This window comes from Burkholderia sp. BCC1640 (genome assembly GCF_902833125.1).
GTDB classification, from domain to species: Bacteria; Pseudomonadota; Gammaproteobacteria; order Burkholderiales; family Burkholderiaceae; genus Burkholderia; species Burkholderia diffusa.
Genome location: NZ_CADFEF010000012.1, coordinates 57,141 through 81,475, shown reverse-complemented (window position 1 = coordinate 81,475; position 24,335 = coordinate 57,141). Strand labels below are relative to the sequence as shown.

The 24,335-nt window shown below is 68.1% G+C and carries 23 protein-coding genes and 2 pseudogenes; 15 read left to right on the top strand and 10 right to left on the bottom strand.

Going from position 1 to position 24,335, the window contains the following annotated elements; all coding sequences use genetic code 11:
• The first annotated feature begins 119 nt into the window (after positions 1–119).
• Genes hyfB through HWX25_RS15250 form a run of 6 tightly spaced genes read left to right on the top strand, consistent with a single transcriptional unit; the run spans position 120 to position 7,267 of the window.
• Positions 120–2,126, top strand: a complete 2,007-nt coding sequence (hyfB, locus tag HWX25_RS15275) for a hydrogenase 4 subunit B (protein WP_175908983.1) — start codon at positions 120–122, stop codon at positions 2,124–2,126.
• Entirely contained in the window at positions 2,120–3,070 is a 951-nt protein-coding gene (locus HWX25_RS15270; protein ID WP_059816879.1) for an NADH-quinone oxidoreductase subunit H, read from the top strand. Before hyfB ends, HWX25_RS15270 begins: the two co-directional genes overlap by 7 nt.
• Complete coding sequence (locus HWX25_RS15265) at positions 3,071–3,730, top strand: formate hydrogenlyase (protein WP_175908982.1); 660 nt, start codon at positions 3,071–3,073, stop codon at positions 3,728–3,730.
• Positions 3,723–5,186: a hydrogenase 4 subunit F gene (locus tag HWX25_RS15260; RefSeq protein ID WP_175908981.1), complete on the top strand. Its 1,464-nt coding sequence runs from the start codon at positions 3,723–3,725 to the stop codon at positions 5,184–5,186. Before HWX25_RS15265 ends, HWX25_RS15260 begins: the two co-directional genes overlap by 8 nt.
• 3 nt (positions 5,187–5,189) lie before the next feature.
• A complete protein-coding gene (locus HWX25_RS15255) occupies positions 5,190–6,752 on the top strand; it encodes an NADH-quinone oxidoreductase subunit C (protein ID WP_175908980.1) in 1,563 nt (520 codons plus the stop codon).
• Positions 6,752–7,267, top strand: coding sequence for a formate hydrogenlyase (locus HWX25_RS15250; RefSeq protein WP_059816890.1), 516 nt, complete (start codon positions 6,752–6,754; stop codon positions 7,265–7,267). The genes HWX25_RS15255 and HWX25_RS15250 overlap by 1 nt, the downstream gene beginning before the upstream one ends.
• A gap of 72 nt (positions 7,268–7,339) precedes the next feature.
• Here the strand turns inward: HWX25_RS15250 and HWX25_RS15245 are convergent, their stop codons facing one another.
• Positions 7,340–7,552, bottom strand: coding sequence for a DUF2909 domain-containing protein (locus HWX25_RS15245; protein ID WP_059511443.1), 213 nt, complete (start codon positions 7,550–7,552; stop codon positions 7,340–7,342).
• On the bottom strand, positions 7,549–7,899 hold the full coding sequence (locus HWX25_RS15240) for a hypothetical protein (protein WP_175908979.1): 351 nt from the start codon (positions 7,897–7,899) through the stop codon (positions 7,549–7,551). The genes HWX25_RS15245 and HWX25_RS15240 overlap by 4 nt, the downstream gene beginning before the upstream one ends.
• Positions 7,900–8,319: 420 nt before the next feature.
• On the opposite strand from HWX25_RS15240, the gene HWX25_RS15235 reads away from it, so the two are divergent.
• Complete coding sequence (locus HWX25_RS15235) at positions 8,320–8,505, top strand: ribbon-helix-helix protein, CopG family (RefSeq protein ID WP_059452402.1); 186 nt, start codon at positions 8,320–8,322, stop codon at positions 8,503–8,505.
• 35 nt (positions 8,506–8,540) lie between these two features.
• Here HWX25_RS15235 and HWX25_RS15230 read toward each other — a convergent pair whose 3' ends face one another.
• Together HWX25_RS15230 and HWX25_RS15225 are read right to left on the bottom strand one after the other, a co-directional pair.
• Positions 8,541–9,377 carry a hypothetical protein gene (locus HWX25_RS15230; protein ID WP_059693000.1) on the bottom strand — a complete coding sequence of 279 codons (837 nt, stop codon included), beginning with the start codon at positions 9,375–9,377 and terminating at the stop codon, positions 8,541–8,543.
• A 46-nt stretch (positions 9,378–9,423) separates the two neighbouring features.
• Entirely contained in the window at positions 9,424–9,768 is a 345-nt protein-coding gene (locus tag HWX25_RS15225) for a zinc ribbon domain-containing protein YjdM (RefSeq protein ID WP_031401187.1), read from the bottom strand.
• A 367-nt stretch (positions 9,769–10,135) separates the two neighbouring features.
• On the opposite strand from HWX25_RS15225, the gene HWX25_RS15220 reads away from it, so the two are divergent.
• The 3 genes from HWX25_RS15220 (at position 10,136) to HWX25_RS15210 (ending at position 11,438) form a co-directional block, all read left to right on the top strand.
• A complete protein-coding gene (locus tag HWX25_RS15220; protein ID WP_059536796.1) occupies positions 10,136–10,399 on the top strand; it encodes an HPr family phosphocarrier protein in 264 nt (87 codons plus the stop codon).
• 65 nt (positions 10,400–10,464) lie between these two features.
• Complete coding sequence (locus tag HWX25_RS15215) at positions 10,465–10,686, top strand: hypothetical protein (RefSeq protein ID WP_059536799.1); 222 nt, start codon at positions 10,465–10,467, stop codon at positions 10,684–10,686.
• Positions 10,687–10,883: 197 nt separating this feature from the next.
• Entirely contained in the window at positions 10,884–11,438 is a 555-nt protein-coding gene (locus tag HWX25_RS15210; protein ID WP_244135252.1) for a GNAT family N-acetyltransferase, read from the top strand.
• Between the two features lie 24 nt (positions 11,439–11,462).
• On the opposite strand, the pseudogene HWX25_RS15205 reads toward HWX25_RS15210, so the two are convergent.
• Together HWX25_RS15205 and HWX25_RS15200 are read right to left on the bottom strand one after the other, a co-directional pair.
• A pseudogene (locus HWX25_RS15205) lies at positions 11,463–12,101 on the bottom strand (TolC family protein); the annotation flags it as partial.
• Between the two features lie 28 nt (positions 12,102–12,129).
• Complete coding sequence (locus HWX25_RS15200) at positions 12,130–12,612, bottom strand: BON domain-containing protein (RefSeq protein WP_175908977.1); 483 nt, start codon at positions 12,610–12,612, stop codon at positions 12,130–12,132.
• A gap of 579 nt (positions 12,613–13,191) precedes the next feature.
• Here HWX25_RS15200 and HWX25_RS15195 point away from each other — a divergent pair.
• Positions 13,192–15,018 carry a thiamine pyrophosphate-requiring protein gene (locus HWX25_RS15195; protein WP_175908976.1) on the top strand — a complete coding sequence of 609 codons (1,827 nt, stop codon included), beginning with the start codon at positions 13,192–13,194 and terminating at the stop codon, positions 15,016–15,018.
• A gap of 74 nt (positions 15,019–15,092) precedes the next feature.
• Here the strand turns inward: HWX25_RS15195 and HWX25_RS15190 are convergent, their stop codons facing one another.
• Both HWX25_RS15190 and HWX25_RS15185 read right to left on the bottom strand, forming a co-directional pair.
• Positions 15,093–16,871, bottom strand: a complete 1,779-nt coding sequence (locus HWX25_RS15190) for a glycoside hydrolase family 15 protein (RefSeq protein ID WP_175908975.1) — start codon at positions 16,869–16,871, stop codon at positions 15,093–15,095.
• 22 nt (positions 16,872–16,893) lie between these two features.
• Positions 16,894–16,989: pseudogene (locus tag HWX25_RS15185) on the bottom strand (SDR family NAD(P)-dependent oxidoreductase); the annotation flags it as partial.
• Positions 16,990–17,270: 281 nt separating this feature from the next.
• On the opposite strand from HWX25_RS15185, the gene coxB reads away from it, so the two are divergent.
• The 4 genes from coxB to HWX25_RS15165 are packed head-to-tail and all read left to right on the top strand — an operon-like array spanning position 17,271 to position 22,975.
• Positions 17,271–18,320, top strand: a complete 1,050-nt coding sequence (coxB, locus tag HWX25_RS15180; protein ID WP_244138772.1) for a cytochrome c oxidase subunit II — start codon at positions 17,271–17,273, stop codon at positions 18,318–18,320.
• Between the two features lie 13 nt (positions 18,321–18,333).
• Complete coding sequence (gene ctaD, locus HWX25_RS15175; protein ID WP_175908974.1) at positions 18,334–20,970, top strand: cytochrome c oxidase subunit I; 2,637 nt, start codon at positions 18,334–18,336, stop codon at positions 20,968–20,970.
• Positions 20,967–21,368 (top strand): hypothetical protein, encoded by a 402-nt coding sequence (locus tag HWX25_RS15170; protein WP_059692974.1) that lies wholly within the window; start codon positions 20,967–20,969, stop codon positions 21,366–21,368. The genes ctaD and HWX25_RS15170 overlap by 4 nt, the downstream gene beginning before the upstream one ends.
• Entirely contained in the window at positions 21,359–22,975 is a 1,617-nt protein-coding gene (locus HWX25_RS15165) for a cytochrome c (RefSeq protein ID WP_175908973.1), read from the top strand. The genes HWX25_RS15170 and HWX25_RS15165 overlap by 10 nt, the downstream gene beginning before the upstream one ends.
• A 73-nt stretch (positions 22,976–23,048) precedes the next feature.
• Here the strand turns inward: HWX25_RS15165 and HWX25_RS15160 are convergent, their stop codons facing one another.
• Both HWX25_RS15160 and benD read right to left on the bottom strand, forming a co-directional pair.
• Positions 23,049–23,447, bottom strand: a complete 399-nt coding sequence (locus tag HWX25_RS15160; RefSeq protein ID WP_059693185.1) for a RidA family protein — start codon at positions 23,445–23,447, stop codon at positions 23,049–23,051.
• A gap of 115 nt (positions 23,448–23,562) precedes the next feature.
• Positions 23,563–24,333, bottom strand: coding sequence for a benzoate diol dehydrogenase BenD (gene benD, locus HWX25_RS15155; RefSeq protein ID WP_175908972.1), 771 nt, complete (start codon positions 24,331–24,333; stop codon positions 23,563–23,565).
• Between the last annotated feature and the right edge of the window lie 2 nt (positions 24,334–24,335).

Genomic DNA, 24,335 nt, shown 5'->3' with positions numbered 1-24,335 from the left:
TATCATACCTTGTTATCCGGATTGGTCTTTCGGTGTCATAATGCGGGCAGGAATACGTCGCGGGAGAGGCGGCCATTCCGACCACCTCGTCCAACCCGAGCGTACTGGAGACATTCCGGATGGCACCCGTGCCGGTCGTCCACTTCGTCCTGCTGGCCGTGGCCGCGTGGCTCGCGGTCGGCACGCTGGGGCTCGGGGCGCTGCGTCGCACGCGGCTCGTGGCCCACGGCCTCTTTCCGCTCGGCGCGTTGGTCGGACTGTTCGCCGCCGCGGCGGGCCTCGCCGGCATCTTTGCCGAACCGTCTGCCGCCGTGCTGCCGATCGGGCTTCCCGGCCTGCCCTTTCATCTGCGTCTCGACCGCATGTCCGGCTATTTCCTGTTCGTGCTGGGCCTCGTCAGCACGGGGATCGGCGCGTTTTCAGCCGGCTATTTCCGCAAGGGCGAAGGATCCGCACCCGGGTTGATCTGCTTCGAATACCACGTCTGCGTCGCAAGCATCGCACTGGTGTTGATCGCGGACGACGCATATGTATTCATGGTCGCCTGGGAGACGCTGACGCTGTCCGCGACGTTTCTCGTGATGACCAATCACCGGATCGGCGAGATCCGCCGTGCGGGATATCTGTATTTCCTGATCTCGCACGTCGGCGCGCTCGCGCTGCTGCTCTGCTTCGGCATTCTGCAGGCGCGCACCGGCGACTACACCTTCGCCAACCTGCGCGCGCAGTCGCTGGATACCTTCTCCGCATCGTTCGCCTTCCTGTTCGCGCTCGTCGGGTTCGGCGCGAAGGCCGGCATCTTCCCGCTGCATGTGTGGCTGCCGGAGGCCCATCCCGCGGCACCGTCACCCGTCTCGGCGCTCCTCAGCGGATTCGTGTTGAAAGTTGGTCTGTACGGCCTGCTGCGCACCCTGTTCGACCTGTTGCACGTGCAGATCGCATGGTGGGGCGTGCTGCTGCTCGTGCTTGGCATCAGCACCGCGCTGCTGGGCGTGGTGTTCAGCACCATCCAGACCGACATGAAACGCCTGCTCGCCTATTCGTCGATCGACAACGTCGGCCTGATGATCGTCGCGCTTGGTCTTGCCGTGCTGTTTCGCGCATACGGGATGACGAGCCTGTCCGCGCTCGCGCTGACCGCGATGCTCTATCAAATCGTCGCGCACGCGGCATTCAAGAGCTTGCTGTTCCTGGGCACGGGCGCCGTGCTCCACGCCACCGGCGAGCGTAACCTCGGCAAGCTCGGCGGGCTGATTCGCTTCATGCCCTGGACCGCATGGGCGGTGCTCGCGGGTGTCGCGGCGAGCGCGGGCTTGCCGCCGCTCAGCGGTTTCGCGGCCGAATGGCTGTTGCTGCAGAGTTTCCTGTTCGCGCCAGGCTTGCCGGATTCGGTGCTCGCCATGACCGTGCCGATCGCCGCCGCGCTGATCGCCATGTCAGCCGCGCTGGCCGGCTACACGATGGTCAAGTTCTTCGGCATCGTGTTCCTCGGGCAACCGAGAGAAGCGAAGCTGAACCGCGCCCGCGATGCGAACACGTGGGAACGGCTCGCGTTCTGCTGGTTCGCGACCGCCAGCGTGCTGCTCGGGCTGATGCCGCCGCAGTTCGTCAAGCTGCTGGATCGCGTCACGCACACGCTGGTCGGCGCCGGCGTCGGCGCGGACAATCACGGCTGGCTGCTGTTCGCGCCCATATCGGCCGCTCGCGCGAGCTACATGCCGGCGGCGTTCATGCTGTTCTTCATCGCCTGCTGCGGACTCGCGTGGGTGCTGGTGCGGCGTTTTTATCACGGCCGGCTGCGACGCGCGGCGCCGTGGGGCTGCGGCTTCCCGTTCACGACCGCGCGAATGCAGGATACGGCGGAAGGATTCGGGCAACCGATCCGCGAAATCTTCGCACCGCTGCTTCACATCGAGCGGCAATTGCCGTCGCCATTCGACGCACAGCCTGCCTACCGGGTGTCGGTGACCGATCGCACCTGGTCCGCGCTCTACTTGCGCATCGCGGCACTGACGCAACGCATCGCCGACTGGGCGGGCCGCCTGCAGACGGGCAAGATCGCGGTTTACCTGACATACAGTTTCGTCGTGCTGATCGTGCTTCTGATGCTGGTGAGACGATGGTAACCCTGTCCGGCGTCATCTCGCAGACTCTCGAAATCGTGATAGCGATCGCGGCCGCGCCATTGCTCACGGGCTGGGTCAACCAATGCCGCGCCTGGCTTCAGAACCGGCGTGCGCCGTCCATCTGGCAACCGTACCGGATGCTCCACAAGCTGTTCAACAAGGAATCGGTCATCGCGCACGGCGCGAGCCCCGTGTTCCGCGGCGCGCCCTATGTCGTCTGGGCCGCCATGACGCTCGCGTGCGCGATCGTGCCAACCCTGTCGACCGAGTTGCCGCTGTCGCCCGCCGCCGACGCAATCGCGCTCGTCGGCCTGTTTGCGCTCGCGCGCGTCACGCTGTCGCTTGCGGCGATGGACGTCGGCACGGCATTCGGCACGCTCGGCGCCCGCCGCGAAATGCTGATCGGCTTCCTCGCGGAGCCGGCACTGCTCATGGTGCTCCTGTCAGCCTCGCTGATTACGCAGTCGACGCTGCTGACGAGCATCGTCGCGACACTCGGCCGCGGCGAGCTCACGATCTATCCGAGCCTGGCGTTCGCCGGCATCGCGTTCACGCTGGTCGCGCTGGCCGAAAATGCGCGGCTGCCGGTCGACAATCCGACCACTCATCTCGAACTCACGATGATCCACGAGGCGCTGATCCTCGAATATTCGGGACGGCACCTTGCCTTGATGGAGTGGGCGGCAAGCCTAAAGCTGTTCGCGTATTCGTGCATCGGCCTCGCGTTGTTCGTACCGTGGGGCATCGCGAATGCGGGCGATCCGGTTGCGCTGCTGCTGGCCGTGCCGGTGCTCTTCGTCAAACTGGCGGCAGGCGGCGCCACGCTCGCCGTGGTCGAAACGGCCAACGCGAAGATGCGCATCTTCCGGGTACCGGAATTCCTGGCGACCGCCTTCCTGCTGGCCGTGATCGGCATGCTCGTCCATCTGCTGCTGGGAGCATGAATGCACGCCTACGCGACACAACTGATCAATTTCCTCGCGGCCGTGCTGCTGATGCTGTCGTTCGCGATGCTGAGCCAGCGCAGGATCCTGTCCCTGATCCATCTGTATACGCTGCAGGGTGTCGCGCTCGTGTCGGCGAACCTGATCCTCGGCTTCGTCACGGACGACGTGCACCTCTACGTGTCCGCCGGACTGACGCTCGTGCTGAAGGTCGGCGTGATCCCGTGGTTCCTGTATCGGCTCGTTCGCAGGCTCGACGTCAAGACCGACGTCGAGCCGCTCATCAATATCCCGACCACGCTGCTGATCGGCATCGTGCTCGTCATCATCGCGTTCAATGTCGCGGCACCGATCAGCCAGCTCGCGACATCGGTCGCACGCGGCACGCTCGGCATTGCGCTCGCGTGCGTGCTGCTGTCTTTCATGGCGATGATCACGCGCGCGAAGGCCATTCCGCAGGTGATCGGCTTTCTGTCGATGGAAAACGGGTTGTTCTTCGCGGCGGCGGCCGCGACCAACGGCATGCCGATGATTGTCGAGCTCGGCATCGGGCTCGACGTGCTGATTGGGATCCTGATCCTGGGCGTCTTCATGTTCCAGATTCGCGAGCAGTTCGACAGCCTGGACATCCATCACCTCGAGAAACTCAAAGATGAATGACGCCCACGTCGTGCTCGCCGTGCTCGGCCTGCCGCTCGCGGGAGCGGCGTGCCTTGCCTGCGTGCGGCCGAGCCGGGTCGCGCGCCATCTGAACGTCGGCTTCAGCTTCCTGACGTTCGCGGCGACGGTGGTGCTTGCCGCGCGCACCGTCGAGCACGGCCCGTCGTTCGCATTCGGACGCGCGTTTTTCGTCGATCCGCTCAACGTCTATCTCGTGGCGCTCACGGCGTTCGTCGGCTGGACGACTTCGCTGTTTTCCCGGCCCTACATGCAGATCGAGGAAGCCCGCGGCCGGATGACCGCCGCGCGCATGCGGCTCTATCACAGCATGTATCAGCTCTTCATGTTCGCGATGCTGCTCGCGCTGCTGACCGACAACGTCGGCGTGCTGTGGGTCGCGATGGAAGCCGCAACGCTCGCCACCGTGTTGCTCGTCAGTGTCTACCGCACCGCCGCGAGCCTCGAAGCCGCATGGAAATACTTCATCCTGTGCGGCGTCGGCATCGCCCAGGCGCTGTTCGGCACGATCCTGCTGTATCTTGCCGCGAGCCGGCAACTGACCGACGGCGACGCGCTGTTGTGGACGAGCCTGGCCGCGATCAGGACGCAGCTCGATCCGACGATCGTGTCGATCGCCTTCGTGTTTCTGCTGGTCGGCTACGGCACCAAGGTCGGCCTCGTGCCGATGCATAGCTGGCTGCCGGACGCGCACGCCGAAGGTCCGACGCCGATTTCGGCGGTGCTGTCCGGCCTGTTGCTGAACGTCGCGCTGTATGCGGTGCTGCGCTGCAAGGTGCTGGCCGACGGCGCGCTCAGCAACGGCCTGCCTGGGCGATTGCTGGTCGGGTTCGGGCTCGTGTCGGTCCTGATCGCGTCGTTCTCGCTGTTCCGGCAGAAGGACGTGAAGCGCCTGTTCTCGTACTCGTCGATCGAGCATATGGGCCTGATGACGTTCGCGTTCGGGCTCGGCGGCCCGATCGCGACGTTCGCCGGGTTGCTGCACATGACGGTCCATTCCCTCGTCAAGTCGGCGATCTTCTTCGCGGTCGGTCATGCCGCGCAGAAGGCCGGCACGCAGGCGATCGACGGCATTCGCGGGCTGCTGCAGGTCAGCCCGACGGTCGGCTGGGCATTGATGCTTGGCGCACTTGCCATTCTCGGGCTGCCGCCGTTCGGCGTGTTCGCGAGCGAATTCCTGATCCTGACGACGGCGATGAACGCGCTTCCGTGGACCGCGCCGTTGCTGCTGCTCGGGCTCGCCGTCGCGTTCGCGGCGATCTTCGCGCGCGTGCAGCGGATGGTGTTCGGCGAAACGACGACGGCGACGCCGCTCGAACACCGGCCGGCGCTGCTGCCGGTGTTCGTGCATCTGGGGCTCGGCCTGATGCTGGGTCTGTACGTGCCGCCTTATCTGGCGATGTGGTATCGCCAGGCTGCAACGATGCTGGCGGGATAAGCGATGCGACTCGACTTGATTCAGGCGGACGGCTCGACTCGCCTCGGGCACGAAGCAGGCCAGGTTCCGGCTACCGTGGTTGACGTCGACGAAGCGCGATGGCTCGACATCGCGCATGCCGCGCGGACGGAGCGAAGCCGGCTCGTCGCGATGTGGGGCGGCGAAACGCCCGAGCGCGAATTTTCAGTCAACGCGGCTTACGAATGCGACGACGGCGTCCTGTGGGTGCGTCTCGCGACCGGGCCGGAACCGCGTGCCGACGGCGACTATCCCGATCTGGCGGGCGTGTTTCCCGCCGCAACGCGCATGCAGCGCGCGATTTTCGACCTGACCGGCCTGCGCGAGCGCGATGCGCGCGACACGCGGCCGTGGCTCAATCACGGCAACTGGCCTAGCGACTACTTTCCGCTGCAGAAGCGGGCGACCGGAATCGAGCGATTCGAATCGAACGAAGCGGATTATCCGTTCGTGCAGGTTGCCGGCGACGGCGTGCACGAAATCGCGGTCGGGCCGATTCACGCCGGCATCATCGAGCCGGGCCATTTCCGGTTTTCGGTCGTCGGCGAGAAGGTGCTGCGGCTCGAGGAGCGGCTCGGCTATGCGCATCGCGGCGTCGAACGGTTGTTCGAACGGACGGCCGCGTCGAACGGCCATCGCGTTGCGGGCCGCGTCGCTGGCGATTCGACCATTGCGTTCTCGTGGGCCTATTGCATGGCGCTCGAGCAGGCGTGCGGCACAGCCGTGCCGGCGCGTGCGCTGGTTCTGCGCGCCCTCCTGCTCGAACGCGAGCGCATCGCCAATCACCTCGGTGACCTCGGCGCGCTCGGCAACGACGCCGGATTCGCGTTCGGTCTCGCGCAGTTCTCGCGGCTCAAGGAGAACTGGGTGCGGACCAACGACGGGATCTTCGGGCATCGATACCTGATGGATCGAATCGTGCCGGGCGGGCTGGCCGTCGACATTTATCCCGAGGATGCGGCGGCGCTCACCGAACAGTGCGAACGCATCGCACGCGAAGTACACGTGATGCGGAAGATCTACGAGGACCAGTCCGGGCTGCAGGACCGGTTTCTCGGTACCGGCCGATTGAATGCCGACGTCGTCGCGCATTTCGGCGTGCGCGGCATGGCCGCCCGCGCCAGCGGCCAGACATTCGACGTGCGCGCGAACCTGCGGCCGGCCCCTTACGGCGACCTAGCCGTCAAGGCGGCGAGCGATCCGCGTGGCGACGTCGCCGCGCGGGTCGCCGTGCGGTTTGCCGAAATCGACGAATCGTTGCGCCTGATGGGCGAACTGCTGGCGATTCTCCCGGACGGGCCGATCGCCACCACCGTCACGCCCGCGGCGGCGCCATCCAGGGGAATCGGCTGGGTGGAGGGCTGGCGCGGCGACGTGTTCGTCGCGCTCGAGACGGCGTCGGGCGATGCCATCGCGCGCTGCCATTGCCACGATCCGTCCTGGCAGAACTGGCCGGCACTCGAGCACGCGATCATCGGCAACATCGTTCCCGATTTCCCGTTGATCAATAAATCGTTCAACCTGAACTACGCGGGGCACGATCTCTGATGTGGCAACTCATCCGTCAATTCGCGCGCACCGAATTTCCCGACGAGCCCGTGCCGACCGCCGAAGCCGCCTGGCGACACGAGGCACAGCAGATTCGTCAGGACATTCTCGACCTCCTCGGCCGCGCGTTGTGCATCCGGCAAATCGATGCGGGTTCATGCAACGGCTGCGAACTGGAGATCCATGCACTGAACAACCCGTACTACAACATCGAAGGGCTCGGGATCAAATTCGTCGCCAGCCCGCGCCATGCGGACCTGCTGCTCGTGACCGGCCCCGTCACGCTGAACATGAAGGCAGCCGTACTTGCCGCGTACGAGGCGACGCCGGCGCCGAAGCTGGTCGTCGCAGCCGGCGAGTGCGCGTGCACGGGCGGCATCTTTGCCGACAGCTATGCGGTGTGCGGTCCCGTTTCGTCGGTGCTGCCCGTCGATGTGACGATTCCTGGATGTCCACCGCCGCCGATCGATCTGCTGCGCGGCATTTTGACGGCCTGCCGATCGCGCGGAGACTGAAACGGATGCCAGTGGCGATCCTTCAGCCGGCGATAGCTCGTGTGCTGCGGCGGCGAGGTCGAATGCCGCGCATCACCGCCCGATCGGCAGCCCGGTCGGCTCGATCCACCCGAGCCGGTATGCGATCAGCAGCGACAGGAACAGCGTGATCGACAGCCCGACGCGCGCCGCGAGCGACCACGCCATCCGCTTGCTGCCGCCCCGGTCGTGATTCATGAAATACAGTGCGAAAACCAGGCTTCCGATAATCATCACGAAAGCCACCGAAACCAGCGCAATCTTCATTGTTGATGTTCCTCCAGGCCGGAATCGGCCTTCAGCAGTGCTGCCAGTCTTTGCCGCTCGGCAGCGACGTCGGCGACACCCGACGCCGGCCAGTCCAGCGCCACGCCATTACCCAGCGAATCGCGTACGAGCGTCTTGTAACGCCGGTCGCTGATACGGCCCTGCTCCATCGCTTCCGCGATTTCATGTCGAAACGGTAGCGGAAAGCTCGCGTATCCGCGCGACAGCGCCGCATATTGGCGTGCGTCGACCTCTTTCGACGACGGCACGACCGCCCACATCACGACGGCCACGATGGCTGCGAAAGGAATCGCCGTGTAGCGGAGAACGAACTTGATCGGGGTCATGAGGCGAATAGCGAAGTGGGCTGTGCAGTAAAGGCGAAGTGACGACCGGGCAGCACCGCAGTGACGGTGCACGCACGCCGCGTGGAAACGGAAGCAGCCGGATCATCGGCCGCGCGGACGACGGAGCCGCTCGGGCAAGCCGAAGCCGGCAGCCCCGGTCGATATTGTACTTAAAGCCCAATACAACCAGCAGCACATGATAATCTTGTTATCATCTTTTCCATATGATTCGAGCAATTCGAGGCTTCCGGGCGCCGGCCGGCGCGGCCACCTCGCACCGGCGACCGGCATCGTAACCGATCACGCGGCTCGTACACCGGCGTTGAACCGGTGCACGACCCGGCATGACACATCCGGATATGGCGCCGAAAGCGGATGGATTATAATTTGATTAACATATCGACCACCCCTGCCATCCCGATGGAAACGAAAACCGCCCGCCTGACCGTACTGATCGATCCCGCCAAGAAAGAAGCATTCGAAATGCTCTGCGCCGAGCAGGACCTCACACCGTCGCAAGTCGTGCGTCAGTTGATCCGCGAGTATCTCGACAAACACGGCGTCACGTACAAGACCAAAAGCGCGCTCGGCAAGCGAGTGAAGTAAGGGATGAAGTAGGCGCGGTCAAACCTGCGGCGCCGTCAGGCGCAGATTTCCCATCGTGAATGTTCGCGCGCGCGCCAGACGAGCCGCGCGGGATCGATGCGCTCCCCCGCCTTCATGCGCCGAGCGGTGGACGACAGCTTGAGCGCGCCCGCCGAGCCGAATCCCAGCGCGCGCTCGAGCAGGATGCGCAGCGACGGCAACGGGTTGCCGTTCTTCCACGCGAACGCAATGAAGTTGTTGTCGTCGCCGCACGGCACCAGCGCACACGAATCGTCGAACACCGCGCGCAGTTGCTCGAGATGTCGCGGCAACGCCGGATCATCGTCCATGAAGTTGATCGCGAGCACGCCCGTTTCGCTCAGCCGCGCACGGCACGCATCGAGAAACGCGGTGCCCGTGCAGCGGCCCGGCATGCCGTCGGCGACGAATGCGTCATGCAGGATCACGTCCGCCTGGACATCCGGCCGTTCGACGTAGTCGGCGCCGTCCGCGCAGATTACCGCGAAGCGCGCGTCGTCTTCTGGAATCCTGAACACGTCGCGCAGCGCGATCACGTCGGGATTGATCTCGACCGCGTCGATCGCCGTGTCGGGCAAGTGCCGATAGCAGTACTTCGCCAGCGATCCACCGCCGAGCCCGATCATGCAGATACGCGCGGGCGCCGGCTGCAGCAGCAGGAAACCCATCATCACGCGCGTATAGCCGAGTTCGAGCCTCACCGGATCCTTCAGCGACATGAAGCTCTGCGTGCCGAAGTGGTCGAAGTGCAGCGACACCGCGTGCTTGGTCTCGAGCACGAACGGACGGCCGTCGTTCAACGGCGCCGCCAGGAACTGCAGGAACGCATCATAGGAAATTCGATCCTCGCTCATGCTCGACAGGCCCGGTTGATCGGAGAGTCGCTCGTACCGCGTGCGGTCATACCTTCTTCAGGTAGCAGGCCTTCAGCATGAAGCCGCCCATGTCGGTCTTGCAATCGACTTCGTGATCGCCGCCGACGAGACGGATGCTCTTCACCTTGGTGCCCATCTTCAGCGTGATCGACGAACCCTTCACGCGCAAGTCCTTGATCAGCACGACCGAATCGCCGTCCGACAGCACGTTGCCATTCGCGTCCTTGACGACGTCGCCTGCCGGTTCGTCTCCCGCTTCGGCGCCGGCGCCGGCCGACCATTCATGGCCGCAGTCCGCGCACACGGTCAGCGTGCCATCCGGGTAGGTGTTTTCCATCGCGCATTGCGGGCAGGCGGGGGCGGCGTTCATTGCAGCTTCCATTCGGTGGGAGTTCAGGTCAATCGATAAAAAAATACCGGACACGCAGGCGCGTGGCCGGACCGCGCGCCGTACGGCCACGTCGAAAAATCGACCGGGCAGCGCGTCGCGCACACGACATTATAATGCAATACACATAAACACGTTGCCGTATTATAATCGTCAACTTTCGATCGTTCGCCGGACTTGATGGCGGTTTCGCTGAGGATGTCGACATGTTCGAGATGAATGATGCACCGATGCCTGGTGTACAACACCCGACGCCCCGTGGGGAAACCGCGCTCGGCGCGGTCCTGCCGTGGCGCCGGCCGGCCGTTGCACGGCATTCCGGCAACTTTCCCCAAGGCTGATCCGCATCGTGGCAACCGTCGTCTACGTTGAAATCGGCCCCGCCTGGAACCGCAACCGTGCGATCGCGGCGCGTGACGCGATCGTCGCGGCGGCACACCGCTTCGAAAGCGACATCCTGCTGCTCGCCAACGGGCTCAGCGGCAGCGCGAAGGACGCGACGGCCATCGCGGCACTACAGATGCATGGCGGCACGTCCGCGCAGGTGCTCGCCACCGGCCCCGACGAGGACGCCGCGCTCCAGGCGCTGCTGCCGTTGCTGCAGGCGGGCTGACGCTGCGTCGCCCGATCCCACGGCCTCGTGCCGTTCACCCTGAATCACCACTCTCCGAGGAAGCGATGAACGACAACGTCACGTCCAACACCCCCAACCTGTCGGCCTCCGCGATCTGGGCGCTCGAGCGCCTCGCCGATGTGCGCTACGGCCGCGATGCGCCGGCGCTTGGCTGGTCGGTCGAACAGGAACTCGTCGGCGCGGGCTTCGTCAGCCATGCCGCGAACGGCCGATCCGGTGCGTCGATCACCGCGCACGGGCGCAGTTTCCTGAAAAGCCGCAAGTAGAAACCGCCCGGCACGGGCGCGATGCCGCCACGCGGCCGCCAGCCCGTGCCGCAATCATCGGACGATGGCAAGCCGGACGATGCGATCGCATTCCCCGCCGCACCCGGGGATTTGCGGCCGCGCCGCGGTTTCCGCGGTATCGTACGGGGCCCGAGCGCGACGCACCGCGCCGCCTTCCTTTCCTCATGGAACGCCCGATGACACTCAGCGCCCTGCCGCCCGTCACGTCCCCGCCGGTTCTCGACACCCCCCGCCTGATTCTCGAAGGCCACCCGCTCGGCGACTTCGACGCGCTCGCCGCGATGTGGACCGAGCCGACCGTCGTCGCACACATCTTCAACGGCAAGCCGTCGGCGCCGCGCGATTCGTGGATGCGGCTGCTCGCGTATCGCGGGCTGTGGCCGCTGCTCGGCTACGGCTACTGGGCGATTCGCGAGAAGACGTCGGGCCGCTACGTCGGCGATCTCGGTTTCGCCGACTTCCGTCGCGCGGTCGAGCCGTCGATTCGCGGCGTGCCGGAAGCCGGCTGGGCGCTCGCGAGCTGGGCGCACGGCAAGGGCTACGCGACCGAGGCGTTGTCGCATGCGCTCGGCTGGCTCGATGCGCAGCACCGGTTCGAGCGCAGCGTGTGCCTGATCGCGCCGACCAACGTCGCGTCGATCCGCGTCGCGCAGAAGGCCGGGTATGCCGATCCGGTGCGGATTCGCTTCAACGACGCCGATTCGCTGCTGTTTTCGCGTGCGTGCCGGTAAGCGCGATGTCGCGCACCGGCCGCTTCATCGCGACCAAGGTGCGTGGGCCGTCTGCGCCGGCGGCGATGTCGCCCCGAGCGTAGCCGCTTCCCGCGCCGGGCCGGTCCTCTGCCATCCGCCGCCCAGCGCCTTGTAGAGCGCGACCAGATCGGTCGTCGTCTGCAACGCGCCCTGCACCGCCTGCTGCCGCCCCTCCGACCCTTGCCGCTCGGCGTCGAGCACGTCGAGAAACGGCGAGGCGACAACCCCTTCCGGTAACGATCGCGCGCGAGTTCCAGCGCGCTCCGCTCGGCCTTCCCCGCATCGTCGAGCGCGGCTGCGCGCGTCTGGTCGGTGGGATACACGGCCAGCGCGTTGTTGACGTCGCGCAGTCGCCGCATGCAGTTCGGCCTCCGCGCGGCGGATGTCGGGCCGCCGGCGCGCGAGCGTCGACGGCAGTCCGACCGGCACGGCAGGCGGCACGCCCGGCAATGCGCGCGACACGTCGAGCCAGTCGTCGAGTGCACCCGGCGCCCCCCCGACCAGCGCGGCGAACCCGGTGCGCCGAGGCGGTCGACGACGCTGGTCGATGCCCTGTTCCTCGACGATGCCTTTCAGGCCCAACTGCTCGCGCTGGTAGCTCGCGCTCGCGCGCACGTTGAGCAAACCCTGCGCAGCCGCCGCGCCCGCCGGCGCGCGGCCGATGCCGACGTCAGTGCATCGGGCCGCCGGACGGCGCCTTGTATTCGCTACGCGCGCCCATCGCGTCCTCGACGGTCTGCACGCCGCGCAGCGCGGCCACACCGTCGACGACGGCGTGCCGTTCCGCTTCTTCCACCTGCCCGCTCAGGCGCACATGCCCGTGCTCGACGGTCACGTCGACGTCGCGCGGATGCCCGGCCAGATGACCCAGCGCGGCACGTACGCGTTCGGTGACCTGGGCGTCGTTCGCGTCGCCCGCGAGCCAGTCGGCGCGCAGTCCCGCGATCGCGCCGCGCGCATGGTCGGCCGCGCGCTTCGCCTGCGTATTTGCGTAGTCGACCACGCCGTGCCGGCCCGCAGCGGCCTTGTCCCGCAGGTACGCGCGCCGCCGCCGGCCCGATGCCGGATCGAGGAAGTACATCGCCGCCGCGCCGCACGCGACGGCCACCGCGAGATTCAACAACGGATTGATCGAGCGAGTTCTGGAAGTCATGGGAGCACCGTAGTCGATACCCGGAACCGCCGGGCTTCGTCGACACGGGCAGCATGTGCCGTTCCTCACCGCGACAGTGCCGCCGCGGCGGTGCGCGCCCGCCCGCGCGGCATCCGGAGCGCGTGCCCCTCTGCAGCCGTGCGATCGAAATGACAAGCGCTTGAAAATTCCGCGTTCGGCGAGCGCCGTCGGCAACGGGGACGCCGGGCGTGAAAGCCGGTGCGAACGTCGTTGACGTGCCCGGAACGACGCGGTACCGGGCCCGGCCGTCCCCTGCAAGCGCAGTTGATGCATGAGCGTCGGGCAACACGGCGCCGTTGCGTCGCGGGCGCGAGCGCGATTGACCGTTAGTTGCGATCTAGAGATCGCGCGTCCGGGTCTCGCACGTCGTCGATCGTCGGTGCCGCGAAAAGCGCCATCGTTGCGCGCCGGATTGCCTGCCTTTGCCCGCAGCGCCTGCGTTCACCACCCGTGCCTGATGCGGCCGCGCGGCACATGCCTTGCGCGACGCCCGGCAGCGCCGCGCACGACAATCGCCTGCGCGGCTCATCGGCTCTTCCCGAACCAAGGAGAAACGGCATGGCGACAGTGGCGGATTTCATCGTCGAACGGCTGTACGACTGGGGCGTGCGCCGCGTGTACGGCTACCCGGGCGACGGCATCAACGGCTTCTTCGGCGCGCTCGGCCGGGCGGATGGCAAGATCGAATTCATCCAGGCGCGCCACGAGGAGATGGCGGCCTTCATGGCGTCGGCACATGCAAAATTTACAGGCGAGCTCGGCGTATGCGTCGCGACCTCGGGCCCCGGCGCCTCGCACCTCGTGACCGGCCTCTACGACGCGCGGCTCGATCACATGCCGGTGCTCGCGATCGTCGGCCAGCAGGCGCGCGCGGCGCTCGGCGGCCACTATCAGCAGGAAGTCGACCTGCCGGCGCTGTTCAAGGACGTTGCGGGCGCATTCGTCCAGCTTGCCGTCGTGCCGGGCCAGGTGCGCCATCTGGTCGACCGCGCGGTGCGCATCGCGCTCGGCGCGCGCACGGTGACCGCGCTGGTGCTGCCGAACGACCTGCAGGAACTCGACTACGCGCCGCCGAAGCGCGCGCACGGCACCGTGCACTCGGGGGTCGGCTACACGCCGCCGAAGGTGGTGCCCTACGCCGACGACCTGCAGCGCGCGGCCGACGTGCTCAATGCCGGCAAGAAGGTCGCGATGCTGGTCGGCGCGGGCGCGCTGCACGCGACCGACGAGGTGATCGCGGTGGCCGACCGGCTCGGCGCGGGCGCCGCGAAAGCACTGCTCGGCAAGGCCGCGCTGCCGGACGACCTGCCGTGGGTCACAGGCTCCATCGGGCTGCTCGGCACGAAGCCAAGCTACGAACTGATGACCGAATGCGACACGCTGCTCGTCGTCGGCTCGTGCTTCCCGTACTCGGAATTCCTGCCGAAGGAAGGCCAGGCGCGCGGCGTGCAGATCGACCTGAAGGCCGACATGCTGAGCCTGCGCTACCCGATGGAGGTCAATCTCGTCGGCGACAGCGCCGAGACGTTGCGCGCGCTGCTGCCGCTGTTGAAGGAACGGCACGACACGAGTTGGCGCGACCAGATCGCGAAATGGAACGCGGACTGGCACGAGACGCTGGCCGCGCGCGCGGCCGCAAAGGCGAGCGCCGGGCGCGGCGTGAATCCGCAGCGCGCATTCACCGAGCTGTCGCCACGGTTGCCCGACGACGTGATCCTGACGAGCGATTCGGGCTCCTGCGCGAACTGGTATGCGCGCGACCTGATGATGCGACGCGGGATGATGGGTTCGCTGTCGGGCGGGCTCGCGTCGATGGGCGCGGCCGTGCCGTATGCGATCGCCGCGAAGTTCGCGTACCCGGTGCGCCCGGTGATCGCAATGGTCGGCGACGGCGCGATGCAGATGAACAACATGGCCGAGCTGATCACGGTCGCGAAGTACTGGCGGCAATGGCCCGACCCGCGCTGGATCTGCATGGTGCTCAACAACGAGGATCTGAACCAGGTTACGTGGGAACAGCGCGTGATGGAAGGCGATCCGAAGCTCGACGCTTCGCAGCAAATTCCGAACGTGCCGTACTACCGCTTCGCGACGCTGCTCGGGCTGAAGGGCATCTACGTCGACGATCCGGAACAGCTCGGCGCTGCATGGGACGAAGCGCTCGCGTCGGACCGTCCGGTCGTGCTCGAGGTCAAGAGCGATCCGGAAGTGCCGCCGCTGCCGCCGCACGTGACGCTGCAGCAGGCGAAGCATTTTGCCGAAACGTTGGTGAAGGGCGACCCGCGCGAAGCGAACGTGATCGTCGAGACCGCGCGGCAGGTGCTATCGGCCGTGCTGCCGGGCAACGGCGAGCGCGGCGGCAAGGGAGGCAAGCACGAGTCGTAGCACTTGACGGGCGGGACGACACGAAGCGTGCGTCGTGCCGTGCTGCCCCGTCGCGTGCGGCGCGGTGCTGCACGTCAGCCGGTATCGACGTCGTCTCGCCAGTCGCCCTCCAGCGCGATCGCCGCGTTGACCAGCCCGACCTGCGCAAGCGTGAACGGAAAATTCCCGCACATGCGCCGCGCCTTCACGTCGTACTCTTCCGACAGCAGCCCGACGTCGTTGCGCAGGGCCAGCAGCCGCTCGAACAGCGCGTGCGCGTCGGCGTCGCGGCCCTGCATCTGGTAAACCTGCGCGAGCCAGAAGCCGGCCGCGACGAACGCACCCTCGTTGCCTTCGCAACCATCCTTGAAACGCGGCGGGCGATAACGGAACGGCAGGCCGTCCTCGACCAGTTCGCGCTCGATCGCGGCGACCGTCGCCGCGACGCGTGGATCCGACGCATCGAGCATCCCCGTCAGCGGAATCAGCAGCAGGCTCACGTCGAGCCCGTCGCCATCGTAGCGGTCGACGAAGCGGCCGAGTTTCGGGTGATAGCCACGGGCGAGCACATCCGCGTGCACGGTGTCGGCCCAGCGCCGCCACTCCTCGAGTGGCGCGTGATGGCCGAACGCGCGCGCGGAACGATACGCACTTTCGACGGCCGCCCATACCATCACCTTCGACGACGTAAACGGGTGCCGGCCGCTGCGCACCTCCCAGATCCCCTCGTCCGGCTCGCGCCAGATCGTCGCGAGATGGTCGAGCAGCCGCCGCTCGAGCGTCCACGCATCGTCGTCGGGCGGCAGCCCGTGCCGGCGCGCCTGGTACAGCGCGGCCAGCACCTCGCCGTAGACGTCCAGCTGCAGTTGTTCGGCCGCCGCGTTGCCGAAGCGCACCGGCCGCGCGCCTTCGTAACCGGCCAGGTGAGCGGCCGACCATTCGTCCGCGCGCCGGCCGCCGTCGGCCGCGTACAGCACCTGCAATTGCGCGGGATGATCGGCGATCGCGCGCACCAGCCAGTCTCGCCAGCGCGCGGCCTCCTCGCGATAGCCGCAGCGCACCAGCGCGCGCAGCGTGAAGCTCGCGTCGCGCAGCCAGCAGAACCGGTAATCCCAGTTGCGCACGCCGCCGAAGCGTTCGGGCAGCGAGCTCGTCGGCGCCGCGACGATGCCGCCGGTGCGCACGCTCGACAACAGCTTCACCGTGATCAGTGCGCGCTCGATCGCGTCGCGATACGGGCCTTGCGCCGCATTGCACTTCGACCAGACGCGCCAGAACGCCTGCGTGTCGCGCAACGACGCGTACGGGTCCGGCAACGACGGCGGCCGGTCGTACGAACGCGCGTAGCTGATGCAGAAATCCGCGCGCTCGCCCGCGGCGATTCGCGGCGCGCCGACGAGCCGGTCGTCCCGCACGTCGAGGTGCACGTCGGTATCGAGCCACATCGCGTCGCCGCCCGTCATCATTCGCCAGCGCCGGCCGAGACGGCGGCACCACGGCAACGCGTGGCCGTAGTCGAAGCGCACGCCGAGATCGACGTCGAGCTCGACCGTGCCGCGCTCGCCGCGCACGCTGCGGATGACGCACGGGTCGCGCGCATCCCAGCTCATCCAGTCGATCATGATCACACAGCCCGACGACGTCTCGAACGTCGTTTCGAGCACCGCCGTGCCGGGCAGGTAGCGGCGCGTCACGCGCGCATCCGGCTCGCGCGGCGCGATACGGAAACGGCCGTTGTCGGGCGTGCCGACGAGTGCGGCAAAGCATGGCGGCGAGTCGAAGTCCGGCCAACACAGCCAGTCGATGCTGCCGTCGAGCGCGACGAGCGCGGCGCTGCGGCCATCGCCGATCAGTGCGTAATCCTCGATTCTCATCGCGCTCACCGGTTCAACCCGCCGCGAGCAGCGCGACGTTCGCGCCGCGCCGTGCAAACGCATGGGCGGTCGCGCGGCCGACGCCGGCGCTCGCACCGGTGATCGCGACGGTGTTCACGGTCGATTCCTCCGGTTTTCTCGCGGTGGGCGGCACGCGGCCGGGACCTACCCCGAGCGGCCTGCCAGAACACGATCGAGGTAGCAAGCGATGTGCCGCGCACCGTGCCGCGGGCGCGCCGTGAACCGTCGCCAAATTTACAAGCCGGCTGTAACGCGCAGCCCGTTGCATAGGCAATGCCCAGGCCGAGATGCTGACGCGGCGCACGCACAGAAATTGCTCCGCCGCGAACGGTTGTCGAACGGCTGTCGTCACGCCGCCGAATCCGAAAAGGAGCCCTGTTGCCCGTCCCGCCACCCGAGAAAGCGCCCCGTATCGTTCGCCTCGCCGCGACCGCGTGCCTCGCCGCCCCCATGGCCGCCGTGCGCGCCGCCAGCGAGCCCGACGCACCGGCCGGGCCGCTGCCGCTCGCTTACGTCGCGCATGCGGCGGGCCCGGCTGCCCGGCCGGTGTTCGTGCTCGGCTGGGCGCTGCTCGCGCTGTGCACGTTCGTGTGCATCGCGATCGCGGTGCTGCTGCTGATCGCGATGTTTCGCCGCCGCACGCATGCAGGCGGCGGCCACGACAGCGGGCTGGCGATCGTCACGGTCGGCTCCGCGATCTCGATCGTGCTGCTGTTCGGCGCGCTCGTGTACATGCTGCGCGTGCTGGGCGCGGTGGCGTCGCCGCCGCATCCACCGGCGCTCACGATCGTCGTGACCGCGCACGACTGGTGGTGGGCTGCCCGCTATCCGGACGACGCGGGCGGCACCGCGTTCGTCACCGCGAACGAACTCCACATCCCGGTCGGCGAACCCGTCGCGCTCGAACTGAAAAGCGCGGACGTGATCCATGCGTTCTGGGTCCCGCAACTGGCCGGCAAGACGCAGACGATTCCCGGCCAGACGAATCATCAGTGGCTGCAGGCCGACCGGCCGGGCGTATACCGCGGACAGTGCTCACAGTACTGCGGTGCGCAGCACGCGCACATGGCGTTCGAGGTCGTGGCCGAGCCGCCCGCGGCGTTTCGCGCGTGGCTCGCCGCGCAGCGGCAGCCGGCGCCCGCACCCGCCGTCGGCGCCGAGCGGCGTGGCCGGCACGTGTTCGATGCGCGCTGCGCGGGTTGCCACACGGTGCGCGGCACCGACGCGGCCGGCGACGCGGGCCCCGACCTGTCGCATCTCGGGTCGCGCCGGCTGCTCGCGGCCGGCACGCTCGACAACACGCCCGACAACCTGCGGCGCTGGATCGCGCATGCGCAGCAGATCAAGCCGCAGACGCTGATGCCGTCGTTCGCGCTCGCGCCGCGCGACGCCGACGATCTCGCCGCCTATCTCGCAACGCTGCACTGAACGGAGAATGACGATGGCCGTTGCCCGCGACACGCCCGCTCCGCTCAGCCGCGTGCCCGACCTCGGCGAAGCGCCGCCGGGCTCCACGCACGAGCGCGAACTGGCCGCGCTGTGGGAATCGGATCCCGGCTGGCGCGGCTGGCTCGGCACGGTCGACCACAAGCGCATCGGGCTGCGCTACATCGTCACCGCGTTCGCGTTCCTGCTGCTCGGCGGCGTCGAGGCGCTCGCGATGCGCATCCAGCTCGCGCGGCCGAATGCGACGGTGCTCACGCCCGCGCAGTACGACTCGCTGTTCACGATGCACGGCGTCACGATGATCTTCCTGTACGCGCTGCCGGTGCTGTCCGGCTTCGCGAACTATCTGTGGCCGCTGATGCTTGGCTCGCGCGACATGGCGTTCCCGAGGCTGAACGCGTTCTCGTACTGGGCGTTCCTGTTCGCCGGCCTGTTCCTGTATGCGAGCTTTCCGCTCGGCGCCGTGCCGGACGGCGGCTGGTTCAACTACGTGCCGCTCACGTCGCTCGATTACAGTGCCGGTGCGAACATCGACATCTACGCGCTCGGCATGATCCTGCTCGGCATCTCGACGACCGGCGGCGCCGCGAACTTCGTCGTCACGCTGCTGCGGATGCGCGCGCACGGGATGTCGATCGACCGGCTGCCGATCATCGTGTGGGGCACGCTCACCGCATCGGTGGCGAACCTCGTCGCGGTGCCGTCCGTCAGCCTCGCGTTCCTGCTGCTGTGGCTCGACCGCAATGCCGGCACGCACTTCTTCGACGTCGCGAACGGCGGGCGGCCGCTGTTGTGGCAGCACCTGTTCTGGATGTTCGCGCACCCGTGGGTCTACGTGGTCGTGCTGCCCGCGATGGGAATCGTGTCGGACGCGCTGCCGACTTTCTGCCGACGGCCGCTCGTCGCGTACGAGGCCGTCGCGGTATCGACGGTCGCGACGATGCTGATCGGCTTCGAGGTGTGGGTCCACCACATGTTCGCGACCGGCATCGCGCCGCTCGCGCTTGCGTTCTTCGGCGCGGCGAGCATGCTGATCTCGATCCCGAGCGCGGTCGCGGTGTTCGCGTGGCTCGCAACGATCTGGACGGGCCGTCCGGTGTTCCGCACGCCGTTCCTGTATTTCGCGGGATTCGTGCTGATGTTCGTGATCGGCGGCGTATCCGGCGTGATGACGGCCGCGGTGCCGCTCGACTGGCAGCTGACCGATACGTATTTCGTCGTCGCGCACCTGCACTACGTGCTGCTCGGCATCAACGTGTTCCCGGTGCTCGGCGGGCTCACGTACTGGTTCCCGAAATTCACCGGGCGGATGATGAACGAACGCTTCGGCAAGCTGACGTTCTGGATCGTGCTGGTCGGCTTCAACCTCGGCTTCTTCCCGATGCACGTCTCCGGGCTGCTCGGGATGCCGCGCCGCATCTACACCTACCCGTCCGGGATGGGCTGGGACACGTCGAACCTGCTGACGACGATCGGCTCGTTCGTGTTCGGCATCGGAATCGTGATGTTCGTCGTCAACGCGCTCGTCAGCGCGCGGCGCGGCGCGCGCGCCGCTGAGAATCCGTGGGGCGCCGCCGGGCTCGAATGGTCGGTCGCGTCGCCGACGCCCGTCTACAACTTCGCGGTGCTGCCGCTCGTCGCGTCGCGGCACCCGCTGTGGGAAACGCGCGAGGATCCGATGCGCACCAGCATGCGCATCGGCTACCGGCTCGCCGACGGGCGCGAGGCGCTCGCGGTCACGCCGCTCGCGGCAAAACCGAGCGCGATCCTGAAGATGCCCGACGACAGCTGCGTGCCGTTCGTGCTCGCGCTGCTCGCGACCGCCGTGTTCGCTGCGATGCTGGCGCGCTCGCCGACGCTCGTGTGCGCGGCCGTCGCCGGTTGCGCGATCGGGACCGCCGTGTGGCTGTGGCCGCGCCGCACGCTCGGGCAGCGTGAGCACCTGCCCGCCCGCGACACCACCCAGGCACCGGCAGCGGCCGGCCGGCATCCGGCCGAACCGCGCTCGGCGACCGCGCCGTCCGGTGCGCCGGTCGCGTGCGTCGAACCGCTGCCGGTCGGCAGTTGCGGCGAACGCGCGGGCGGCTGGTGGGGCGTCATCACGCTGATCGTGACCGAGGCCGGCCTGTTCGGCTACCTGCTGTTCTGCTATTTCTACCTGCAGTCGCAATCGGACGCGCCATGGCCGCCCGACGGGATGCCGAAGATCGCGCTCGCGGCCGGCAATACCGTCGTGCTGCTGTCGAGCAGCGTGTTCGTGTGGCTCGCCGAGCGTGCGGTGCGAGCCGACCGGCGCCTGCGCGCGGCGGCCGCGCTCGCCGTCGCGCTGCTGCTCGGCGTCGCGTTCGCGCTCGTTCAACTGCACGAGTGGCGCGACCATCCGTACGGACCGACCGCGCATCTGTACGGCAGCCTTTACTTCACGATCACCGGCTTCCACCTCGCGCACGTGGCGGCCGGTCTCGTCATCCTCGCGCTGCTCGCCGGGTGGACCGCCGCCGGTTTCTTCGGCCGCGAACGGCGCGTCGCGCTGACGGTCGGCGGGCTCTACTGGCACTTCGTCGACATCGTATGGCTGTTCATCTTCACCGCGTTGTACGTATCGCCGTACTGGCTCAGGAGCGCGGGATGAACGGCGCGCGACGCTCATGGACACCCCTGCTCGCAATCGCGGCCGGCCTGGTCGGCGCGCCCGCGCTGTGGTTCGCGCAGATGCTGGCATCCGAGACGCTCGCGTCGACCGCATGCTATCCGCTCGGCGTCGCGCAGGCCGTGCCGCGTTGGGCGCACGTCGGCGTGTGGCTCGCGTTGATCGCCGCATGCGCGTTCGCGCTGGCGACGGCGTTCGCCGCCTGGCTCGTGCGCACGTGGCAACGCCGGCACGACGCGAACGTGCAGGCCGCGACGCGCGACGACAGCACGCGGTTCCTCGCGCGCTGCGGGATGCTCGCCGCGCTCGGGTTCGTGATCGGTCTCGTGTTCACGGGAATCGTCACCGCTTTCGTGGGGCCGTGCAGCCCATGGCGCTGATCTCGTTCGCGTCGTTCGTCGTTTCAGGCCGCCGCACGGGCGTCGCGCTCGCCGTGTGCGCCGCGCTAGGCGCATGCGACATGCATCAGGACGACCACGCGGCGCCCGCCGGCGATCTAGCCGAAGCCGCGTCTCCGGCGGAAGCGCCCGAGCCTGCGTCGGGCTGGCGTTTCGTGCGGATACGCGCGCCGGCAGCCGATGCCGGCGCGTCGATGTCGGACCGGGTAAACCGCGATCCGCGGCTGGCGCAGCGGCGAGACACGGCGGCCGAACAGGCTTCGGCTACGCCGTCGGACGCTTCATCGGCTTCGCCCCCGGCATCGGCGTTGTCCGCCTCACCCGCATCGTCCGCATCGGCAGCTTCCGCCGCCCGCCGCCCTGTGATTGCCGCCGCGGCCGCAAGCGCCGATGCCGCGACGATCGCGCGCGGCCGCTATCTCGCGCTCGCCGGCGACTGCGCCGCCTGCCACGATGCCGCCGACCACACGCCATACGCCGGCGGCCAGCCGGTCAATTCGCCGTTCGGGCCGATCTATGCACCGAACATCACGCCCGACACGGCGCACGGGATCGGCAACGACACGCTGCGCCAGTTCGACGATGCGTTGCGGCGCGGCGTGCGCGCGGACGGCAGCCGGCTGTATCCTGCGATGCCCTACCCGTCGTTCGCGCGCCTGTCCGACGACGACGTGCGCGCGTTGTATGCGTATTTCATGCGTGGTGTCGCGCCGTCGGCGAACGCGGTAAAAAACACGCGGCTGCCGTTTCCGTTCAACCAGCGCTGGGCGCTCGGGCTGTGGAGCGTGGCGTTCGCGAACCGCGACCGGTTCGTGCCGCAGTCGTCGCGATCGGCGGAATGGAATCGCGGCGCGTATCTCGTGCAGGGGCTCGGCCACTGCGGCGCATGCCACACGCCGCGCGGCCCGGCCTACAACGAGCGCGGCTACGACGAAAGCAGCCCCGCGTTTCTCACGGGCGGCATCAACGATCACTGGTTCGCACCGAACCTCACCGGCGCGGACGCGGACGGCCTCGGCCGCTGGACGGCCGACGATCTCGCCGCATTCCTGCGCAGCGGCCACGCGGTGCGCGGCGCGGTGTTCGGCGCGATGGCGCCCGTCGTCGGCGAAAGCACCGCGCTGCTGACGGATGCGGATCGTCACGCGATCGCCGTGTACCTCAAATCGTTGCCCGCGCAACCGACCGCCGCGACGAATCCGCTCGGCGTCGGCGTCCCGCGGCTGACCGCGGCGGGGCCGCGCCCGGAGGGCGGCCAGCAGGCGCCGGGGGCCGGCGTATATGCGGGATTCTGTGCGCGCTGCCACGGCGCGGAAGGTGCGGGGGTACCCGATCGCGGGCCGCCGCTCGCCGGAAATTCGGCCGCGCTCGCGGCCGATCCGACCAGCGCGATCCGGATCGTCGTCGAAGGCGCTCGGCCGGCGCCCGGCGCGCACGGGCCGGTGCAGCGGATGCCGGCGATGCGCGGCGCGCTGACGAGCAGCGAGATCGCCGCGGTGGTCAGCTATGTGCGCGGCGCGTGGGGAAATCGCGCCGCGCCGGTGTCGGAGCAGGACGTGAGGCGGTTGCGGGCGGCAATCCGGCGGTAGACGGGCCGGACGTCGGCATCCGATACGCGCCGCAAGCGGTCGGACCGTGTCGTCTCGCCAGCAGCGGCCGCGACTATCCCTGCAGCACGGCAACCGCCTTGATTTCGACGATATAACCGGGCGCCCCGCCGAGCATGTGCGCGCCGACCGCGGTCCACGCAGGCCGCGGATGCGCATGGAGATAGCGGTCGCGCACGGCCATGAACAGCGGCAGGTCGCGCATGTCGGTATGGAAGGTCGTCAGGTCGACCACGTCGTCGAGCGATGCGCCGGCCGCCTCGAGCACGACCTTGAGGTTCTCGAACGCCTGCACGATCTGCGCTTCGCGTTCTTCGACCAGTTGCATCGCCGCGTCGCGGCCGATCTGGCCGGACACGTACACGGTATCGCCGACCTTGATCGCCGGCGCATAGCCGATTTTTTCGTACACGGCTTCCATTCCGGCGGGGATGATCGCTTCGCGTTGGCGCATGAGTGTCTCCGTGGCCGGGCTTTCCGCACCGGCCGGTTGTTCGATGGTCATCGCGCGCACGCCTGACCGGAGCGCGCGCATGTCTGAAGCTGCTGGCGAACAGGCCGCCCGCCGCTCAACCTGTATCGCCGCCCGCGACCGGCAGCACCGTGCCGGTGATGTAACTCGCCTCGTCCGACGCGAGGAACAGGATCGGCGCGATCTGCTCATCGAGCGTGCCGTAACGCTTGAAGAACGTCGAGTCGGTCACCTGCCGCACCGCTTCGGCCATCCATGCCTGTTCCTGCGCGTTGTCGCCGGCCGCATTGCGCGGCACGCGGCGCGGCGGCGCCGTGGTGCCGCCCGGCGCGGTCGCGACCACGCGGATGCCGTGCTCCGCGTATTCCATCGCGAGCGCCGCCGTCAGCGCATTAACACCGCCTTTCGCGGCCGAATACGGCACGCGGCGAATGCCGCGCGTCGCGTTCGACGACACGTTCACGATCGTGCCGCCGCCCCCGGCCAGCAAATGCGGCAGCACGGCGTGGCAACTGTAGAGCGTCGGCATCAGCGAGCGGCGGATTTCCGCGTCGATCTGCTCGGGCTCGAACTCGGCGAACGGCCGCATCCGGATCGCGCCGCCGACACCGTTGATCAGCACGTCGATCCGGCCGAACGTCGCGACCGCGCACGCCATCGCCGCGCGCGCGCCGTCGTAGGTCTCGAGATCCGCGACGAATCCGGCCGTGTTGCCGCCCGGCGCCTCGGCGGCCACCTCCGCCACGAAGTCCGCGCGATCGACGAACAGCACGCGGCCGCCCTCTGCCGCCGCGCGCAGCGCGACGCCGCGGCCGATGCCCTGCGCCGCGCCGGTGACGACGACGACCTTTCCGGAGAATCGTTGCATGA

Bases quoted from the DNA above. Each gene is read 5' to 3' on its own strand.
- hyfB (WP_175908983.1), top strand. From the start codon at position 120: ATGGCACCCGTGCCGGTCGTCCACTTCGTCCTGCTGGCCGTGGCCGCG.
- HWX25_RS15270 (WP_059816879.1), top strand. From the start codon at position 2,120: ATGGTAACCCTGTCCGGCGTCATCTCGCAGACTCTCGAAATCGTGATA.
- HWX25_RS15265 (WP_175908982.1), top strand. From the start codon at position 3,071: ATGCACGCCTACGCGACACAACTGATCAATTTCCTCGCGGCCGTGCTG.
- HWX25_RS15260 (WP_175908981.1), top strand. From the start codon at position 3,723: ATGAATGACGCCCACGTCGTGCTCGCCGTGCTCGGCCTGCCGCTCGCG.
- HWX25_RS15255 (WP_175908980.1), top strand. From the start codon at position 5,190: ATGCGACTCGACTTGATTCAGGCGGACGGCTCGACTCGCCTCGGGCAC.
- HWX25_RS15250 (WP_059816890.1), top strand. From the start codon at position 6,752: ATGTGGCAACTCATCCGTCAATTCGCGCGCACCGAATTTCCCGACGAG.
- HWX25_RS15245 (WP_059511443.1), bottom strand. From the start codon at position 7,552: ATGAAGATTGCGCTGGTTTCGGTGGCTTTCGTGATGATTATCGGAAGC.
- HWX25_RS15240 (WP_175908979.1), bottom strand. From the start codon at position 7,899: ATGACCCCGATCAAGTTCGTTCTCCGCTACACGGCGATTCCTTTCGCA.
- HWX25_RS15235 (WP_059452402.1), top strand. From the start codon at position 8,320: ATGGAAACGAAAACCGCCCGCCTGACCGTACTGATCGATCCCGCCAAG.
- HWX25_RS15230 (WP_059693000.1), bottom strand. From the start codon at position 9,377: ATGAGCGAGGATCGAATTTCCTATGATGCGTTCCTGCAGTTCCTGGCG.
- HWX25_RS15225 (WP_031401187.1), bottom strand. From the start codon at position 9,768: ATGAACGCCGCCCCCGCCTGCCCGCAATGCGCGATGGAAAACACCTAC.
- HWX25_RS15215 (WP_059536799.1), top strand. From the start codon at position 10,465: ATGAACGACAACGTCACGTCCAACACCCCCAACCTGTCGGCCTCCGCG.
- HWX25_RS15210 (WP_244135252.1), top strand. From the start codon at position 10,884: ATGACACTCAGCGCCCTGCCGCCCGTCACGTCCCCGCCGGTTCTCGAC.
- HWX25_RS15200 (WP_175908977.1), bottom strand. From the start codon at position 12,612: ATGACTTCCAGAACTCGCTCGATCAATCCGTTGTTGAATCTCGCGGTG.
- HWX25_RS15195 (WP_175908976.1), top strand. From the start codon at position 13,192: ATGGCGACAGTGGCGGATTTCATCGTCGAACGGCTGTACGACTGGGGC.
- HWX25_RS15190 (WP_175908975.1), bottom strand. From the start codon at position 16,871: ATGAGAATCGAGGATTACGCACTGATCGGCGATGGCCGCAGCGCCGCG.
- ctaD (WP_175908974.1), top strand. From the start codon at position 18,334: ATGGCCGTTGCCCGCGACACGCCCGCTCCGCTCAGCCGCGTGCCCGAC.
- HWX25_RS15170 (WP_059692974.1), top strand. From the start codon at position 20,967: ATGAACGGCGCGCGACGCTCATGGACACCCCTGCTCGCAATCGCGGCC.
- HWX25_RS15165 (WP_175908973.1), top strand. From the start codon at position 21,359: ATGGCGCTGATCTCGTTCGCGTCGTTCGTCGTTTCAGGCCGCCGCACG.
- HWX25_RS15160 (WP_059693185.1), bottom strand. From the start codon at position 23,447: ATGCGCCAACGCGAAGCGATCATCCCCGCCGGAATGGAAGCCGTGTAC.
- benD (WP_175908972.1), bottom strand. From the start codon at position 24,333: ATGCAACGATTCTCCGGAAAGGTCGTCGTCGTCACCGGCGCGGCGCAG.